The sequence below is a fragment of the Marinobacter sp. ELB17 genome (genome assembly GCF_000169375.1).
In the GTDB taxonomy this organism is placed as follows: Bacteria; Pseudomonadota; Gammaproteobacteria; order Pseudomonadales; family Oleiphilaceae; genus Marinobacter.
In genome coordinates this window covers 236820-255613 of sequence record NZ_AAXY01000005.1, presented here as the reverse complement: position 1 = coordinate 255613, position 18794 = coordinate 236820, and the positions used below count along the sequence as shown (strand labels likewise).

Below are 18794 nucleotides of genomic sequence, written 5' to 3'. Positions count from 1 at the left end.
CCCTTCATCAGGCGCTCAGCTGGAACAGCTGACGCTCATGCCCTTACCCCAGTCTGGGGGCAGGGCAGCGTAGCGTTCTTCGTACTGGGTTTGTTCGTCAAACGGTTTCTTTAGCACCGTTAGCAGCTCCTCCAGCGGCTGATAATCCCCGTTTTGCGCCTCCAGAATCACCTGCTGTGCCAAATAATTACGCAAAATGTATTTCGGATTTACCCGGCCCATAGCGTATTCCCGGGCATCGTGAGCCTGAGTTTCCTGCTCCAGCCTTTGTTCGTAACGGCCAAGCCAGGCATCCGCAATGGCGCGGTCGGTAAACAAGTCGCGCACCGGCCCGTGGCCCCGGCCATACAGCGTCGACAGGCCGCGGAAGAAGCGGGTGAAGTCAACCTTCTGTTCGTGCAGCATGCTAAAGGTGTCCATAATCAGATGCATGTCGCTGTCATCGTCCTGCTGCAGGCCGAGCTTGTTCCGCATGTTCTGCAAAAAACGAGTGTTGTAGGCGCTTTCATAGTGTTTCAAACCTTCGTGTACGGCATCTTCACCCATCACCGGCAATAATGCTCGCGCCAGGTAATGGCAGTTTTCGAAGCCCATCTGCGGCTGGCGGTTGTAGGCGTAGCGACCGCGCTCGTCGGTGTGATTGCAGATGTAGCCGGCGTCAAAATCGTCCATAAAGGCGTAGGGGCCGTAATCGAAGGTGTCGCCAATAATCGACATGTTATCGCTGTTCATAACACCGTGGCAGAAGCCCACGGTTTGCCAGTCGGCGATCAGCCGCGCGGTGCGGCCGACCACGGCTTCGAGCCAGCGCTGATGGCGCTCGGTTTCAGGCAGTGTGATCAGCTCCGGGAAATGCAGTGATATTACGTGCTCCAACAGCGTTTTTACGGTGTCCGGGCTCTGGTGATGAGCGGCGAATTCGAAGTGGCCAAAGCGGATGTGGCTGTGGGCTACCCGCATGAGCGCGGCGGCGGTTTCAATAGATTCGCGGCGTATCGGGTCTTTGGCCCTAACCATAAAAAGGGCGCGGGTGGTGGCAATGCCCAGCCCGTGCATCGCCTCGCTACACAGGTATTCACGAATGGTCGAGCGCAGCACCGCACGGCCATCGCCAAAGCGGGAGTAGGGCGTCATCCCTGCACCTTTCAAGTGCCAGTCCCAACGCTGGCCGTTTGGGGAAATGGTTTCCCACAGTAGCAGCCCGCGGCCGTCGCCCAAGTCCGGGTTGTACATGCCGAACTGGTGGCCGGTGTACTTCATGGCGACCGGCTCCATGCCTTCCAGCAGTTCCGCGCCACCACCGACTTTTTCCCATTGGGCTGGGTTGTTACTGTGAAATCCCAGTTCCCGCGCCAGGTCCTGGTTAAAGCACACCATTTTTGCTTCTTTAAGCGGGCTGGGTTGCACGCGGGTGAAGAAACTCTCCGGGAGTTCGAGGTAGCGATGCTCTATTTGAAAACCGTTACTACTCATAAAATCTTTATTCCCGTATGGCACAAACTCTGCTGAATTGCTTATTAACCGATTCATCAACCGCACAAATCTTAACGTGTCTGCTCGTGCGCTTAAACCATTCATCAAATGCTGTGATTCAGCAGGGTTACATTCCCGAATCTGAAGGTTATAATCTTTCACCCGCTCAGGATGAGCATAAAAAACACCAATCTTCAGGGATCGAAGATATGCCCCAGGCAAACGGACTGCAGTTTACCGCCCGTGTTGGCGAACTTCCTTCTGATCTTTTTTCTGTTGTCGGCTTCACGCTGACCGAGCGGCTTTGTGAACTGTTTCACGGTCGCCTTGAGCTGGCCAGTTTCGACGCAACCGTTGATGCCTCCGATATTCTGGAACAATCGGTAGATTTGGTGGTCTGGCGAGACGGTTCACCCCTTCGCCGCTTCACCGGTGTGGTTAACGAGTTTGCCCGGGGAGGCAGCGGCCACCGCCGCACCCGCTACGAATTGATCATTCAGCCGCCTTTGTGGCGCTTAGGGCTGATGCACAATAGTCGCATATTCCAAGCTCAGACCACAGATACGATCGTACGCACGCTTTTGGAAGAGCGGGGCCTTGTGAATTCGATGTTTGATCTTAAACGCACCCCACAGAAGCGGGAATACTGCGTACAGCATCGGGAAAGCGATCTGGCATTTATCGAACGAATGGGCGCAGAGGAAGGTTGGCATTATCGCTACCAGCACGGCAGCGTAGACGGAAATGAACAGCCGGGTCTGATCATTGCCGATCATCATGGTGATGCGCCGGGGCTCGAAGCCGCACAATACAATAGCAAAGCGGGGGGAAGCACCAAGCAGCCTGCCGTGTTCCGCTTCCGTTTTGAGGAGCGCGTTCGCGTCGCCTCCGTGGCTATGAAAGATTACACCTTCAAGAATCCTGCCTACGCGCAAATTCACCAGCAAAACGCAGCCAGTCCGAGCCAGCGCCAGGACTATCAGCATTTCGACTACCCGGGCCGATTCAAAGCCGACGCCAGCGGCCAGCCGTTTACCGAAGCGCGACTGGATGCCCTCAGAAACGACGCCAGCACCGCCGACGGCGAGAGTAACCGCGCAGACTTTACCTGCGGCGCCAAAGTAGCGTTAACCGAGCATAACAGCCCTGATTTAAACCGGGACTGGTTGCTTATCGCCGTCACTCACACTGGCAAACAGCCCCAGGCGCTGGAAGAAGAAGCCGGTTCCGAACCGACCACTTATCACAATGCATTCAGCGCCGTTCCTGCTGACAAAATCTGGCGACCTTTACCAGCAAAACCCCTGCGCATGGACGGCCCGCAGATTGCTATCGTCACAGGCCCAGAAGGTGAAGAAATTCACTGCGATGAATTCGGCCGGGTAAAGGTGCGCTTTCCTTGGGATCGCTATTCAGAAAATAACGAACACAGCAGCGCCTGGCTTCGAGTCAGCCAGGGCTGGGCAGGTGGCCAGTACGGTTTTATGGCGATACCGAGAATCGGAAACGAAGTCATTGTTTCCTTTCTGGACGGCGACCCGGATCAGCCCATTATCACCGGGCGCACTTACCACGCAACCAACACGCCGCCTTACGCGCTGCCGAAACACAAAACCCGCACCACTCTGAAAACCCGAACCCACAAGGGCGAAGGCAGCAACGAACTGCGCTTTGAAGATGAAACAGAAGAAGAACAGGTTTATATCCACGCCCAAAAAGATCTGAATCTACTGACAGAAAACAACCGCACCGAAGTCATCAACAACGACAGCCACCTGACCGTTGAGAATGACCAATTCAGCCACGTAAAAAGCAACGACCACATCACCGTTGGCGGCGAAAAGCGCCTGTTCGTTGGAGGTGATTGCAGTAAGAACATTGGAGGAACTTTCCACCAAAAGTCCGGCAGTGCCACGCTCAGCGAAGCCGGCACCGAAGTACACCACAAGGCCGGCTCCAAAGTGGTTATTGACGCCGGTGTCGAAATCACACTGGCCGCCGGCGGCAGCTTTCTGAAACTTGACCCCAGCGGGGTGACGCTGAGCGGGCCGGGGATCAAGATTAACTCCGGGGGAAGCCCTGGAAGTGGTTCCGGGCAGGGTGTTGTGGTGCCGGGAATGCCGCAGATGATAAGCGCGAACGATGGGGCTGTGCCGCCGGCGCAGTTGGCGGACGCACAAGTTCGCCCTATCGGAAAGGCTGATGAGACCATAGAGTTGCTGGAACTTGCAGCCGTGGAAAATCTGGCTCTGGTAGACAAATGCATGGAACAGCCCGATGGCAGTTGCTCGCTGGACCATTGCCCTTGCAGGGAAACCGTATGATGAGCACAGTGGATGTGTCGAACGTTGAGCTTTTTGACAACGATCTTCAATGGTATGCCCTGCTTGAAGGGGCCCACCCTGCCTACAACACGCTTGGCCTGGTTTATAAACACATCGCGACCCCGGAGTGGGTTGCGATCTATCAGTTTGCCTCTTATGAGTCACTTACACAGGTAAGCCCGGTACTGCTAAAACTGGACCAATCCCAGGAGTGGTTGCAACATTGGCAGAAGGAGTTCCCTGACCTTTCCGGATCGTTTCTTGGTTCAGAGAAAAGTATTGAAACGGTCGCGAGCCACTTGCGAACGATGGTGTCCGTTCGAGTTGAGGGTGGACCTGATTCGATTTTCCGCTTCCACGACTCCTGGATTATGAGTGCGCTTTACCTCAGTCTTGATGGTACACAACAGGCCAGATTTCATGGTTCAGTTTGTCAGTGGCTCTGGTTTTGTGGGCACAACGTGTGTCGGGCTGAGAAGCCAGAGAAAACAGTGGAAGATTACGCACTGAGCGACGGGTGGTTGCAGCTAAGCGCAAAAAATCAGCAAGCCATTCATGACGGGCTCGTGTCCAAACGGAATTGGAAGGAGGGTCAACAATGACCGAACCATGTATATCAGCGGGTTCGCCCTGCAAAAACCCCGGGAAGTTGTTTGTCGAGGTGGCAGGAACTGACGTTCATCCTGGCTACGGCCTGGTTCTGGAAAAAAACGGTGAGCCGGTCGCTAACCTTTCAATGGCGCAGCAGCATTGGCATCAGCGTTATGAGTGCGATTACGCAGTTGATGCTTCTGAATGCTTCGATCACACACTGACCCTCACGATTGAAAAAGAGCAAGGTGGCTATCTAAAGTTACCGCTGCTGGACGCACCGAATCCAACCCGCCTTTCTGCCCGCACTCAGTCAAATCTATTGTTTCCCGTGTATCCCCTGGCTCAAATGCCCGGACTGGATGGCGAAAAAGGGCAGGCTTTGCTGCGCTCTGGCTACCTTTACGTTTTTTGGAAGGGCGTTCTTTGGCGCGAACTTCAAACAGATGAACACGGCAAAATGCGGGATATTGATCTGGCGGATTGCCGGGAACGCGTAAAAGCGGAGGGGCCGTCGGTAGTAGAGCTGCGCCATCCTTCAAGCGTTTCATTGGATACGCTCTGGCTGCCAGCGCGCTTTCATAAAGCCGGCAGGGCGCAGTGGACGATTGGTGAGGTAGAGCTCGCCTGGTCTGAGCAGCAGTGGAGTTGGGAGTACATTGAATCGCTGGAATCTGGCCTCGACATCATTAACCTTCCTGCGGCTTACCGACAGCAAACGGGGATCCCCGCTTATGGCAAGCGCGGAGCACATGATATAGACGCCCGCCGTGAGGCTCGCTGCAAGAACCTCAAAACGCTCGACAGCTATGAGTTCGGCAGCAGATTTGGCCCTGATAAACAGGCCGGCCATGACTGGGTCTCTTTGAAAGAAGCGTCCTCCTGCCGTCGCAGAGACCCGGGCCGGGAAAAAGAGGCAAGCAATCCGTCGCTGATAACTCAAAGTGTAGATGGCTCCGGCCTGCATGAGAACAACACCGTACTGCACAAAATCCGGCTTGAGCTGGAGCGTATGGAAGGCTTTACGTGCAAGGCGACAGAAACCGTTGAATTCGCCAGCAGTATGAACCGATGGGTCGATGATGTGATCGGCGAGGATTGGCGAGCCCTGTCCGGCGCCGGCAAGGCAAAATCCGGGGAGCAGGAAACCTCCGACACATCCGAAGCCGCGCGCAGGGATTTGCTGGATGAAGTCAGCCGTCGCCTAAAGAGCGCCCCGGCTGAGGAAGACCAATTGACTCGCGTCCGGGAACGCCATATTCCCGGTGTTCTTTTGCCGGATGTGCTTTTTGAGCTTGAGTGGCTGACCCATCAGGCCAGTCTGCACCTGACTTATGTTTCTTCCTTAGCGCAGTCCACTCAAAAGCACCCACATTTCAAAAGTGCCATGCTGGTGCACTCAGCGGTGTTCGATTATAAAGGCCACAAGCGTGGCCCCTTTACAGCTCACCGGAACCTCGTGGATGTCAGCAAGCTAGACGCAGCATTGCGCAAGGAAGATCGCGAGGTTTGCCGCACAACTTGCTATGAACTGATTCAACAGCGAATCGACTTACTGGAAAACCAGGCTGTTCCGGTATTCAACGATTTGTTTGCACTCAATGGCCTGAGTTATCCAATCGCGCTGCAAACACTGAACCCATTATTGTCTCACCTCGAAACGTCGGTATTCCATTTTGATTCATTGGCGGGCAAAGTTGCCAGAGACACAGAGGCCTACCGCGATTTCGCCGGTGCCCGATATATCGAAAAACTGGCCAAAGGGCAGGCCGGTTTGTCTGTCTTTCTTGCAGTGGACTCTGAGCCAGAAGCTGACCACAAAGGTGTACCTGAACCTAACGATGGCTCCGGTCGGCCCCGGCCCGGGCTCATGCAGTGGCTGCAGGTACAGCGGCCGAGGGCTGATCAGTTGCCGGAATCCATACGGGAACATTACGAGTTAAGCGAACGGGAAAAAGAAAAGGTTCTGGAAAGCATCCAGAAGATGGCAGACCCCGAATTGCTTCAGTGGGCTATTCATTCTTACACCACCATGGGGCAGCTCATGGCAGATGTCGCCAGTGAGTTTTACCTGAAAACACAGAGGGCCATACTCAGAAAAATCGGTGACGGCCCGATTTATCAGGTAAAAGAGACCCTTCAGGTTCCCCTGCGGTACATGAAACTGGGCAATCCCTTTTTCGGGAGCCTCGTTCTGGGGCACGCGAATTCAGCCATGTTGAACCCGAATCCGGAAATGGTACCGCTTGGCATTCGGTTTGGTGATCAGGGCGCCGGAATAGGGGCTCTGTCGAACGATAAACTCAATCAGGCGCTGCTCAAACCCAACGGGTCGGCCGTATTAAGGCCAAAAGGCGGCGTAATTAACCGGATAGGCCCGGACATGGGTGGCAATTATGCCGTTATCCGAAACGCAAATGGACGAATGCTTGCCAATGCAGCTTCCGTGGCGGGCCTTCAGGGGCTAACCCCGGTGAATTCGTTTCAAGCGGAATTGTTCCTGGCTCATAAGGACAGCGTCGCTGCGAAGATGTCGCGAGGCTTTACGAGCCGGGGTGGTAGTGCGCTGATGCGCTGGGCGCCGCCGGGGATGTTGGGGGTGTTTGGGTTTAATGTTGCATTGGCAGGAAATAGCTTTATTACGAAGATCAGCACAAGACAGTATGGTGCCCTTGCTAAGGATGGAGTGCTGCTTGTTTATGGAGTTACGAATCTCATGTATTGGCTGGGCCATATCGTCGAAGCCGAACATGCGGCGGGCAGTGCCCGCCTTTCCTGGCTTGTCAAAGACCGCTTGGACGTAGACAACATAGCCAGCAAACGTGGGAAGTCTCTGGCCAAGCGCTTGTTTTCCGACCGGATGATGTCGTACGCCAAGTTTGCGGGTTTCGCAGGGGCCGCTTTGGAAGTGTTTCTATCGATTTGGGAGGGAATAGATCGCTTGCAAGCCAACGACACAGACGCCGCCGCAGGGTATTTTACCGCTGCGGCGGGCTTTGGCGTGTTCATGTTTTCCCATTGGGCAGGTCCAGGGGTTATTCCTGTCCTAGGCATCACCCTTTCGGCCGCCCTGGCCACTGTCGCACTCATCGTTGCACTGTCTGCCTTAGCCTGGGCAATATTCAATACCGACGATGCCCTAGAAACCTGGCTTAAGCACGGCCCTTTTGGCAAGGGCGAACCCGCCAGTCAGTTCCAACACCTGCACAACAATCCGGACCACGCGTTCCAATTTTTGGTTAGTGCGTTCTTTCCGCTGAATGGAACCGGTGGCAGCCTGGCCTGGTTCAATGAGCGAAGCTTGCTGTCTGATGAGGAAAAGGATTGGCTATTTGACAACAAACGAATGGAAGGCCATGTGATTGCCGTCAGTACTGCCGCTTTTACATTGATGGACAAGCCGGAAGAACAATTCAAGGCGCATTTCTGGGTGGAGATAGGGTTTGGCGGAAAAGCGAAACCGATAACACCAGAATTCATTCACTACGACGCTGAGCGTCAAATGGTCCGGTTTCACCTGCCCAAACCCCAATGGCGCCGGGCGGGACGCTCTCGGTTCGCCGAAAAGCTCAAAGGCAAAGTACAGATTACCATGGGCAACGGTGGCTTGCTCCCGGCTAGTGACATCGAGAATCCTCTGGCAGAACCGGCATTTGAGCCGGGCTTCTCAGGGGCATCCCCCCGCTGGCTAACGATTTCAGGTTAATACGCTATGACGGATGTATATCACGAGACTGCCTACCGCTCCGATGCCATTCCAGATTTGCCGCCGGGCGGTCATCCGGATATGGACAAGGCATTCCAGCGACTGCCGTGGGGACACTATCAGAACCCGCTTGTGCCCAACACGATGACCGTGCAGTTGGCGTATGCCGGGCTGTTTGAGGATGAAAGCGATGCGGATGATGGGCATCCTTGGGGAGAGTCTGTATTCTCAATTAGCAAGGGCTTTTTGAGCAGACTGCAGAGCTGTTTGTATATTCTCTATATGTGTGGCGCAGTAGTATTTTTTGTATCTCTAATACCTTTGTTGATCGGGGTGATTTCGGTATTAATCTATCATCCAACAATCCAAGATATGTTTAGTTTTCTAGACGCCATAAAATATGTAATTATTACTCCGGTCTTTTGCTACTTCGGCGGCAAATACGGCCGCCTCTTACTGGCTCACCTCACTGACAAACGCCAACGTGCAAACCCCACAGGCCTTTACCGCCGCGAAGGCGTGGTCCGAATCAAGGAACGCAAATCCGTCTTCGAAGCCCCGTTTATCGAATTCGACGCTTACCTGATTCACACCCCGTCCGGCCGTGGCGGCCGCTATTTCAATCTGGTCCTCCAGCACCGCTACAGCAAGCACCCGTTATGGATGAAGGGCCTGGTCACAGACGCCATGAATCAAAACGACGTTTACGCCTACTGGAGCATGGTTCAGCAGTTCATGGACGTGAGCGGCCCCTTACCCGATGTGCCCATCTTCGAGCCTTTCCGCTCAAGAGATCCGGTGACTCGGGAATGGGACGAACGTACCCGTCGAGATCCTTTCAAATGGCGAAAATTGAGTGCGGATTCTTGGCGGACAAACCATGGGCAGACCCACCGAAACCGCCTGCAGAACACGAATTTCCATCGTCCCTGCATTCTTGATGCCCACATTCAGGGCAGGGGTTTGCCGATGTCTGATGAACCCTGTGGGGAGATGCTGGCTTAGCCTCGGCCATGTAATTGCCGTCAGCAGAGCTGCTTTTTCGTTGATGGACAGGCCCGAAGAGCAGTTCAAAGCGCATTTTTGGGTAACGAAAGGGTCTGGTGGCAAAGCGAAAAAGTTAGCACCGGAATTTGTTTACTACGACGCTGAACGACAGATGCTCCGGTTTCATTTACCCAGGCCTCAATGGCGCTGGGCTGGCCGCTCTCGATCCTTGGAGCAGTTTAAAGTAAAGGTGCAAATTGTTCTGGGGAATGGTGGTTTGCTTCCTGCCAGCGACATGGAGCAGCCACTGGCACAGCCGACAATAGAGCCGGGTTTCTCAGGGGTATCCCCCCGATGGCTCACAGTTTCAGGTTAATACGCTATGAAGGATGTTTATCACGATACCGCCTATCGCTCCGATGCTATTCCGGCATTACCGCCAGGCGGCCGTCTAGATATGGACAAGGTATTCCAGCGACTGCCATGGGGGTGCTGCCAGAATCCGATCGTACCCAACGCGATGGCGGTGCAGTTAGCTTATGCTGGGCTTTTTAAAGACGAGAGCGATACGCATGACGGCTTTCCCTGGGGGGAGTTGGTGTTCCCGGTTAACAAGGGCTTTTTGAACGGGCTTCAAAGCTTTTTGTACATAGTTTACATGTGTGCCACATTGGCATTTTTTATATCTCTTTTACCGTTAGCAGCCCACGTTTTAGGAGTGTTGATCCGTGGAGCAAATGCGGATGAATTTGTGACAGTGCTTTATTCTTATACATATATATATATATTAATCGCCATCGGCTACTTCGGCGGCAAATACGGCCGACTCTCACTGGCTCACCTCACTGACAAACGCCAACGTGCAAACCCCACGGGCCTTTACCGCCGCGAAGGCGTGGTCCGAATCAAGGAACGCAAATCCGTCTTCGAAGCCCCGTTTATCGAATTCGACGCTTACCTGATTCACACCCCGTCCGGCCGTGGCGGCCGCTATTTCAATCTGGTCCTCCAGCACCGCTACAGCAAGCACCCGTTATGGATGAAGGGCCTGGTCACAGACGCCATGAATCAAAACGACGTTTACGCCTACTGGAGCATGGTTCAGCAGTTCATGGACGTGAGCGGCCCCTTACCCGATGTGCCCATCTTCGAGCCTTTCCGCTCAAGAGATCCGGTGACTCGGGAATGGGACGAACGTACCCGTCGAGATCCTTTCAAATGGCGGAAAATCACCTCCGAATCCTGGCGAAAGAACCATGAGCAGACCCACCGAAACCGCCTGCAGAACACAAATTTCCATCATCCCTGTATTCTCGACGCCCGCATTCAAGGCCGGGGATTGCCGATGCCGGATGAGCCCCGAGGGGCAATGCTGGCTTAGCCAATAGCTAAAGATGCTGACTCAGAAGAGCTCCACGAGTACCTGCATGAAGACGGTGAACTTACAGGACATAACGGCGGCAAGCTGGAATACCCGATCTCTCACACGCTGTACGTCGCTTTTTCTGAGATGGCGTGGACAGCGCGGAAAAAAGCGCAGGTGCTGGATGATCCGGAAGAGTGTGCTGAGCTGTTACAAAGAGTCGATCTTGCCAGTGCCTCACCGCTGAGTGGCGGCGAATTCCTGCTCACCCCGGATCAGGCGAAGGCGCGGGTTGCCGAATTTGCCGAAGACAATGCTCCGGAACCACCCGAAGGTGCTCACCCGCAGGAAGGCGAATTCTACCACTGGGAAAATCAGCCCTATTACCACAGAAGCCGGCTTGGCAAGTTGATCAAACAGCAGGGGATAGATGATACCTCTAACTGCCTCTGTCTGGTTCTGCGAGATGACGTAGGCGTTATGCTGGATCTGGCTCAGCATCAGGACGACGTGGTGGGATGGATTGAGAACTGGGCAGAAGAAGGCAACAACGAGCGAGACTATTTTCTTGGTACGCTGATTGAGTCAATGACCCTGCTGAATGCACAGGGTCTGGACTCCATGATGGCCAATTCAAATCACCCTGCCATGGCATCCATGCGGCAGGATCTGGAGGCTATGTCGGAAAGTGATCGTTCAGATACTCAGTCGGCGCTACTGGCAGCCTTAAAAAGACAAGGAGACGAGCGCCGACCCGGCCCCAACGACGCATCTCTTCCTGCTGAAGTTAAATCGAGAGTCGAAGAAATTCGGTCTACAGCCAACCGGACTAACGCTTACAGCATTGTTCCCAAAATGCGGAGAGTGGTAGACGAGTGGTATTTGCGACAAGCTATGGAAGGGGCGCAGCCGGATTTTGTAGACGCCCACATTGCCGGAATTGGCGCTTTGACGAAAAGTCACCGCGAGCATTTGAAGACGATTCTGGAAGGGGAGGGTTTCGGGCATCGTGGAATCAACGACCTGATTGACCGCGAGGCCATGGACCAGTTCATGGCAGGCCAGCGAGCGAAACTGGCCCGCTGGCAGTCTTTGTTGACGGCCATAACCACTGACCGTGTACAACTGCTGACAAATAATCGTTATCAGAAGGCAACCTGGTATTTTGACCCGGCAGATAAGGCGCAGATCGAGGCCGCACTGGACCTTGAATACGCTTGCCTTAAAGACATCTGCCGTTCCGATGAGGCGAACGAGGGCGTGTTGGAGTGGCTGAACACGCACCCTCAATACAGCCGCCCACTGTTCCAGACTCTGCCAAAGAACGACCGGTCGGCAGACGGTGAGCTGGCGAAAACCTACGCTATTGTCAGCAAAGCTGGCTACGAGGTCGTAACCAAAGCGGCGAACTGGGCGCAAAAAATAAGAGCCGCAGAAAAGGGCAAACTGCCGGACTTCACCGACTACTCAAAGCTGATCCAACAAAAAGCAGGTGCAGTGGGAGACACCTTTGCGCCAGCGATTGCCTTGGCCAAAGGACGTGCTATCGGGAAGCTATACGAGGCGATTGGAAGCCAGACCTTGCCAGAGCTGGATGATCTTTTCCGGGACCTGCCATATTTTTTCAAGCGTGGCATGCTGGACGCTATAGATCAGGGCAAGGCGGAATTTCGCATTGCGTCGCAAGACGAGTTGGCGACATTCCGGAACAATCTCACAAAGATGCTGCAGCTTGATCAACAGATGAAACAGCTTCAGAAAGACCACGATGTTGCCAAGTCAAATCAAAGCCATCGCTCCGAAAAAGCCCAGAGACTGGTGGCTGAATTCAAGACGGCCCGTGAAAAGCACCGTGAAGTCGGTAAACATGTAGCGGCGACTATCAGTCCGGTTGAGGAAATCGACACCGGCCTGAAACTGGAAACAGCCGCTACCGGGCGTGCCGGCCTGACGTTGGTGTTGCCGGCATTGGATCAGCAGGAATTGGGGCGATTGGTGGGGCATTTCCGGCAGGGGTTGGCTTCTGCTTCCCGAGTGAACCTGATGGGGGATGGGCTTGGGGTTTTGGTGTTTGTGGCTCAACTGTCAATCTTATGGAATGTTGCTAGCGAGCTTGGTTCGGAGTCAGAAAGTCCGGAAGATAAACAGCGTCTTTATGAAAGCGCGTTGGCGACTATTGCGGCTGGCTTTCTTGCTTCTCAAGGGTTGATGGACACCGCATACAGTGCCAGGGCTCGGGCGCTGGCGGAGGCATGGCAGCGCAGCGCTGTTGCTGGTGTGCATATCCGAATGGGGAGACTGCATGTATGGCTCGGTGGCCCGGCTTATCTGTTTGGTGCGTTCAGCGCTGGAATTAGCGCCTACAAGCATCGGGACAACTGGTTGGAGGCGGTCAGAACTGGCAATGTTGAAGCCCAGGCTGGCGCAGTGATGGGAATGATTGGTAGTGGCGGCTTGGCGATTACCAATACGTACGGATTAGGGCGCACCTTAAGTATGGCACGGGCCGTGCGCCAAGCCAGCAAGGGAATCGCTCGGGCTGAAGCTTGGGCCATTGCTGGCCGGACTTTGTCCAGTCTGTTTGCCCGCCTGAATTTGGCAGGGCTAGTGTTCACTGTTTTTGAATTGGGCGGTACCTGGTTATACAACCGTCACAACCTGAGCGAGCGGGATAGATGGCTACAAACAACGCCTTGGTCACTAGAGTCTGAGCGTGTTCACGATAGCTCGCTTGAGGCTTATGCAGAAGCCTTTGCCCGGATTGGTGACAGTGTCACCCTTGATGAGGTGCCTGTAAAAGATGAAGAACCTCCCCAGTTGCAGCTGAACTGCCACCGCTTACCTCCGGACAGTCTGACCGAACCTTCGGAAGGCAAATCGCCCTATCGGGTGTCAATCGCCGCATGGCGAATCCAGCCGGGGGAGCGGGGTATGTTTTCACTTCATCCGGAAACCTGGGTACCCTGTAGCGGTGCAATCCTCGCTAGCCTAGATCAGCCGGTCGATACCGTTCACCTGCAACTGACCTTCAAACCCCCGGCCCATGAGAAAACCCGGTATGGCACCCTCACCAGCGAGCTCGCCCTGATGGTCAAACTGGAGACGTTACACGCGGATGGGGCTTACACAAGTTCTGTGTATATGCTGAAGGCGACTCCTGACAGCCGGTACCCCTTGACTCCCGTACAAGAGGCACCAAAAGCGGAGATCAACTGGCGGCAACTCCGCCAGCCACTCATAGTGATGGATAGTTTTTGATGAATCCGAAATGTGCTCAGTCAGAGCAGACGCCCCGCGCGGGGCGGGCCGAGCCCTTCCCGAGTGGCCGGCTGACTTTTTTGTCACCCGCACCTCTGCCTACAGGACTGCCACCAGTGGATCATGGCCATGCGGTGGGAGAAGTGAATGATAACCATCTGGATTTTGGGACCGGGGTGACATCGGTGTTCGGCTGGCAGGCCAATCTAGGCATACCCTTTTTTTGTTTTTTGTTTATTGCTTTTTTTATTCCTTTGATAGCGTTTCTGATGTTTTATTGGCTAGGCGATGGCTGGCCTGATGCGAGTCATGCTCTTCGAGGCGTTTTTGATATTACCTTCTGGATCGCTGTTTGGGGAGCTCTCTTTGGATTCTTCATGCTATCTCTTCCTCGCTGGTTGGCTTATGGCAGATTAAAAAACGTGATCCCCACCCGCTTCAACCGCCAACGCCGCGAAGTGTGTTTCGTACCAGAGGGCCAGAAAGAACCGATTTTCGTTCCTTGGGAAGAACTGGTGGCCTGGGTCACGGAAGCGCAGGGCGTCACCGAATATGGCGTACAGCGCCAGTATGGGTTCGGCATCGGTTTCTATCATCCGGCGACAAACGAGAAATACACTTTGGAGTTTCAGACTTACGGCCAGTTCCAGGCCATCAGCAACTGGGAAGCAATTCGCGCTTACATGGAATACGACGTTCATACCCTGAAAGAGATTCAGGATCCGTTAGATCTTCAGGGCCCGGACGATCTACCCTGGTGAGCCAAAAGACGCTGCCCAGGGCAATGTCTGAGTGGTCGAAACAACTGCCTGAAGAGCAGTGGGCAAAACCCAGTGATGAACTGAAAAGCCAAAGCAGGCGGGTGCTGGAACTACAACAAGCCAACCCTCAAAGACCCATTATTGAAATCTTCGCTCAGATTAGCGAAGACACTTAAACCAATGTTCAGGGAGAACATGGTGATTGGGGCAACGGACGCGATTTGCCTTTCCTGCCTTTCCTGTCATGCACCGACTTCATCGTTGCCCCGGCTGCTTTAGCTTGGGCGATATTCAACATCGGCATCTACCTGATACACCGCCCGTATGGCATGAATTCTGCAGAACTAAAACTGTCTGTTTACCGCTTTATCAGCCACAGGAACCTAAACGTGCCTGCCAGTATACTTAAATCATCCATGAATTCCCTGGTAGAGCGGGAGCGGCTTATCGGCACACACGAAAATGGCCCGTTTTTAACGGGCGCGCACTGAATGAGGGCGTCGCCCTCACTTTTAGGCTTAACGCCCAAGGAGTCTGCCGTGACCAGGCCGCGCCTGATTATATTTTCTGATCTTGATGGAACCCTGCTCAACTATGACCGCCATTGCTGGCAAGAGGCATTGCCAGCGTTGAAGCGGGTCGCAGCGGCTGGTATCCCACTGATACTGAACTCCAGTAAAACCGCTGCGGAAATCCGTGAATTACGTCAGCAACTGGAAAACACCGACCCTTTCGTTGTTGAAAACGGTGCAGCCGTTGTTATCCCAGCGGATACTTTCGGCAACCACAGTGAGCAAATCGTCCGTTTTGGGGCATCCAGAGCAGAGGTTTTAAAGGTGCTGGCCGGGCAAAGGGCCGGTGGCGCACGTTTTCGTAGTTTTGTGGATATGTCTGATGAAGAGCTGGCGCAATTGACGGGGCTGGACCCTGCTTCAGCCGCACGGGCCAGGGAGCGCGAAGGAACCGAACCGCTGCTGTGGGAAGGCAGCGAGGACGAACGGTTACGTTTTGACGCAGCCTTGCGTGCTGAAAACCTGCGCCTGGTAAAAGGCGGTCGGTTCTATCATGCCATGGGCATTTTTGATAAGGCCGATGGGGCCCGTTTTTTGCTGGACAAATACAGAGAGCAATACCAGAAGCAGTATGGTGACCAGCCAATAACGGCCATTGCCTTGGGCGACAGCCCCAACGATCAGCAAATGCTGGAGGCCGCAGACATCCCGGTCGTCATTCGCGGGGTAAATAGCGACGAGGTGCAGTTGCCTTCCGAAAAGCATGCGATGCGCTCCCTCAAGCCCGGCCCTGAGGGTTGGAACGAGTGCGTACTCAATCTTCTGTTTGAGTACGGATACTAGCACTGCAAAGGAGGTCTGCCATGGGTGACTTTTATCAGAACGGCATTATCACCACGCTGCATAATCTTGTTCGCCGGCCGGTAGAGGATCTGGAAGCCGAGCTGATGACCTTTCGCAAGTCCCGGCCTATGGCGCTGGTGTTGCCGTCGCTCTATTCCGAACTGGAAGGACCGGCGTTGAAAAACATTGTGCACGAACTCACCAAAGTGCCGTATCTGGACCAGATCGTTATCGGCCTGGACCGGGCCAATGAAAAGCAGTACCGCCACGCTCTCGAGTACTTTTCTGATTTGCCACAGAATTTCAAAGTGCTGTGGAACGATGGCCCGCGCCTTCGTGGTATTGATCTGAAGCTTTGTGAACAGGGTTTGGCGCCGACGGAAATGGGTAAGGGCCGCAATGTCTGGTACTGCTTCGGCTATGTGTTGGCCTCCGGCGTGAGCAAGTCGGTTGCGCTGCACGATTGTGACATCCTCACCTATTCGCGGGATTTGGTGGCGCGTCTGATTTACCCCGTGGCGAATCCTGGCTTTAACTATATGTTCTGCAAAGGCTATTACGCACGGGTCGCGGACGGGAAGATGAACGGGCGAGTCAGCCGTCTGCTGGTGACCCCGCTGATCCGTGCGCTGAAGAAAGTGTGTGGCCCGAACGAATTTCTGGATTATCTGGACAGTTACCGTTACCCACTGGCCGGGGAGTTTTCATTCCGTACCGATGTGATCAACGACCTTCGGATTCCAAGCGACTGGGGGCTGGAGATTGGGGTGCTATCGGAAATGAAGCGGAATTACGCCACCAACCGGTTGTGTCAGGTGGATATTGCTGATGTGTACGATCATAAGCATCAGGAACTCTCGCCGGAAGACGCCAGTGCTGGCTTGTCCAAAATGAGCCTGGATATCGCCAAGGCGCTGTTTCGAAAATTAGCCACCAACGGCGAGATTTTTTCCAGTGAGAAATTCCGCACCATCAAAGCAAGCTATTTCCGCATTGCGCTGGATTTTGTGGAGACCTACCAGAGCGACGCCGTTATCAACGGCCTGACGTTTGACCGTCACAAGGAAGAGAAGGCTGTTGAGCTGTTTGCTCAGAATGTTATGCGCGCGGGCGCCTACTTTTTAGACAATCCTATGGATACGCCCTTTATTCCAAGCTGGAACCGGGTCGCCAGTGCCATTCCCGATATCAAGGAGCAGCTGCTCGAGGCCGTGGATCTGGACAATGAGGAATATCGGCCATGAGCCAGGTGTTAAAATCCAAGCTGGTTAGCATGCTTGAGGCTGTTTATCCGGCGCTGGATTGTGACTTTCTTGCTGGGCAGCTACTGACAACGATGGGGTTGCGCCCGGATCAGCCTCCGCCGCCGGCGCACCAGAGCCACTGGAGTGAATCGGATGTGGTGCTTATTACCTATGCGGATACCGTGCAGCAGGGAGAGGGAAAACCGTTAGCGACATTGCACCAGTTCCTGAATCGACACTTTTCTGACAGCATTTCCGCCGTCCACATCCTGCCCTTCTTTCCTTACAGTTCCGATGACGGTTTCTCGGTAATGGATTACCTTGTGGTCAACGAGTCCCACGGTGGGTGGGAGGACGTTGAGGCCATCGCACAGGACTTCAAACTGATGGCAGACCTGGTGGTCAACCATATGTCAGCCCGCAGTCGTTGGTTTGAAAATTTCCGTAAGCGAATAGACCCTGGTAAGGACTATTTCTTTGAGGGAAACCCCAGCGACGATTTGAGCGCCGTGGTCAGGCCGCGCACATCACCGGTACTCACGCCGGTTCAGACGGACGATGGTGAGCGTTATGTGTGGTGCACTTTTAGCGAGGATCAAGTCGACCTTAACTTTGCCAACCCGCAGGTTCTGATCGAGTTTGCGGCCATTATCTGTTATTACCTTGAACGCGGCGTTGTTATCTTTCGGCTGGACGCCGTCGCTTTCCTGTGGAAAGAGCCCGGTACGCCCTGCATTCACCTGCAACAGACCCACGAACTGATCAAGATTTTGCGTTTGCTGATGGAGCACCATAGCCCGGATGCGATGGTGATTACGGAAACCAATGTTCCCAATCGCGAGAATCTCACCTATTTCGGCAACGCCAACGAAGCTCATGCAATCTATAATTTTTCGTTACCGCCGCTACTGATCAATACGCTGGTAACAGGTGACTGCAAACATCTGAAAACCTGGCTGATGAGCATGCCACCGGCGCAGATGGGCACCACCTACCTCAACTTCATTGCGTCCCACGACGGGATTGGCATGCGCCCCACAGACGGCTTGCTAACCGAGGAGGAAAGGCAACGGCTTATCAATACCATGAACTCGTTCGGCGGGAATGTGTCCTACCGGCGCACGCCCGACGGCCGGGACCAGCCCTACGAAGTGAACATTGCCCTGTACGATGCGTTAAAGGGTACCGCCGGGAACGGTGCGGACCATTGGCAGCTACAGAGATTTATTTGTGCGCACACGGTGATGCTCGCTTTGGAGGGCATACCCGCTTTTTACATACACAGTTTGCTGGCGACGGAAAACGATACCGAGCGGGTTGAACATACCAGCCGTTTGCGTTCCATCAATCGCAGCCAGTGGCAGCTTGGCGATCTGGAACGGGAGCTGGATAACCCGCTGAGCCACCACAGCAAAGTCTGTCACGAACTGAAACGCTTGATTGCGATTCGCCGCGGGCAAGCGGCGTTTCATCCCAATGCGACCCAGTTTACCTTGCACCTTGGGCTACAGCTGTTCGGCTTCTGGCGCCAAAGTATGCGGCGGGATCAGTCTATTTTCTGCATTCACAATATCAGTGACGAGATACAGCAGGTGGCGCTTAGTGATATCAACCTGATTGGCACAGATCATTGGTGTGACTTGATCTCGGGTATGGCCATAGAGAACCTGTCGGGCAGTATCACACTGAAGCCCTATCAGAGTGTCTGGTTGTCTAATTGCAAGTAGGGCAG

General features: G+C 54.2%; 12 protein-coding genes. 11 read left to right on the top strand and 1 reads right to left on the bottom strand.

Features of this window, described 5'->3' with window-relative positions; genetic code table 11:
* Nucleotides 1–15: 15 nt before the first annotated feature.
* Nucleotides 16–1473 carry a protein adenylyltransferase SelO gene (locus tag MELB17_RS09080; protein ID WP_007349902.1) on the bottom strand — a complete coding sequence of 486 codons (1458 nt, stop codon included), beginning with the start codon at nt 1471–1473 and terminating at the stop codon, nt 16–18.
* A gap of 209 nt (nt 1474–1682) precedes the next feature.
* On the opposite strand from MELB17_RS09080, the gene MELB17_RS09075 reads away from it, so the two are divergent.
* From MELB17_RS09075 to MELB17_RS09020, 11 genes are all read left to right on the top strand, one after another.
* Nucleotides 1683–3797: a type VI secretion system Vgr family protein gene (locus MELB17_RS09075; protein WP_036184236.1), complete on the top strand. Its 2115-nt coding sequence runs from the start codon at nt 1683–1685 to the stop codon at nt 3795–3797.
* Nucleotides 3794–4399 (top strand): DUF4123 domain-containing protein, encoded by a 606-nt coding sequence (locus MELB17_RS09070; RefSeq protein WP_036184117.1) that lies wholly within the window; start codon nt 3794–3796, stop codon nt 4397–4399. Before MELB17_RS09075 ends, MELB17_RS09070 begins: the two co-directional genes overlap by 4 nt.
* Nucleotides 4396–8094, top strand: a complete 3699-nt coding sequence (locus MELB17_RS09065) for a hypothetical protein (protein WP_007349899.1) — start codon at nt 4396–4398, stop codon at nt 8092–8094. Before MELB17_RS09070 ends, MELB17_RS09065 begins: the two co-directional genes overlap by 4 nt.
* 6 nt (nt 8095–8100) lie before the next feature.
* Nucleotides 8101–9099, top strand: a complete 999-nt coding sequence (locus tag MELB17_RS23210; RefSeq protein ID WP_007349898.1) for a hypothetical protein — start codon at nt 8101–8103, stop codon at nt 9097–9099.
* A gap of 364 nt (nt 9100–9463) precedes the next feature.
* The gene (locus MELB17_RS09050) at nt 9464–10462 is read left to right on the top strand and encodes a hypothetical protein (protein WP_007349896.1); all 999 of its coding nucleotides are present in this window, start codon (nt 9464–9466) and stop codon (nt 10460–10462) included.
* Between the two features lie 159 nt (nt 10463–10621).
* Nucleotides 10622–13702 (top strand): hypothetical protein, encoded by a 3081-nt coding sequence (locus MELB17_RS25525; RefSeq protein ID WP_227498846.1) that lies wholly within the window; start codon nt 10622–10624, stop codon nt 13700–13702.
* Nucleotides 13703–13818: 116 nt separating this feature from the next.
* On the top strand, nt 13819–14463 hold the full coding sequence (locus tag MELB17_RS09040) for a hypothetical protein (protein ID WP_007349894.1): 645 nt from the start codon (nt 13819–13821) through the stop codon (nt 14461–14463).
* Nucleotides 14460–14639 (top strand): hypothetical protein, encoded by a 180-nt coding sequence (locus MELB17_RS23710; RefSeq protein WP_083796369.1) that lies wholly within the window; start codon nt 14460–14462, stop codon nt 14637–14639. Before MELB17_RS09040 ends, MELB17_RS23710 begins: the two co-directional genes overlap by 4 nt.
* A 363-nt stretch (nt 14640–15002) precedes the next feature.
* Nucleotides 15003–15818 (top strand): HAD-IIB family hydrolase, encoded by an 816-nt coding sequence (locus MELB17_RS09030; protein ID WP_007349891.1) that lies wholly within the window; start codon nt 15003–15005, stop codon nt 15816–15818.
* A 20-nt stretch (nt 15819–15838) separates the two neighbouring features.
* On the top strand, nt 15839–17062 hold the full coding sequence (locus tag MELB17_RS09025; RefSeq protein WP_007349890.1) for a hypothetical protein: 1224 nt from the start codon (nt 15839–15841) through the stop codon (nt 17060–17062).
* Nucleotides 17059–18789, top strand: coding sequence for a sugar phosphorylase (locus MELB17_RS09020; protein ID WP_007349889.1), 1731 nt, complete (start codon nt 17059–17061; stop codon nt 18787–18789). Before MELB17_RS09025 ends, MELB17_RS09020 begins: the two co-directional genes overlap by 4 nt.
* Nucleotides 18790–18794: the final 5 nt, after the last annotated feature.

Excerpts from the sequence above, each read along its gene's own strand:
- MELB17_RS09065 (WP_007349899.1), top strand. The coding sequence starts at position 4,396 with ATGACCGAACCATGTATATCAGCGGGTTCGCCCTGCAAAAACCCCGGG.
- MELB17_RS09020 (WP_007349889.1), top strand. The coding sequence starts at position 17,059 with ATGAGCCAGGTGTTAAAATCCAAGCTGGTTAGCATGCTTGAGGCTGTT.
- MELB17_RS09070 (WP_036184117.1), top strand. The coding sequence starts at position 3,794 with ATGATGAGCACAGTGGATGTGTCGAACGTTGAGCTTTTTGACAACGAT.
- MELB17_RS23210 (WP_007349898.1), top strand. The coding sequence starts at position 8,101 with ATGACGGATGTATATCACGAGACTGCCTACCGCTCCGATGCCATTCCA.
- MELB17_RS09050 (WP_007349896.1), top strand. The coding sequence starts at position 9,464 with ATGAAGGATGTTTATCACGATACCGCCTATCGCTCCGATGCTATTCCG.
- MELB17_RS09025 (WP_007349890.1), top strand. The coding sequence starts at position 15,839 with ATGGGTGACTTTTATCAGAACGGCATTATCACCACGCTGCATAATCTT.
- MELB17_RS09075 (WP_036184236.1), top strand. The coding sequence starts at position 1,683 with ATGCCCCAGGCAAACGGACTGCAGTTTACCGCCCGTGTTGGCGAACTT.
- MELB17_RS09080 (WP_007349902.1), bottom strand. The coding sequence starts at position 1,473 with ATGAGTAGTAACGGTTTTCAAATAGAGCATCGCTACCTCGAACTCCCG.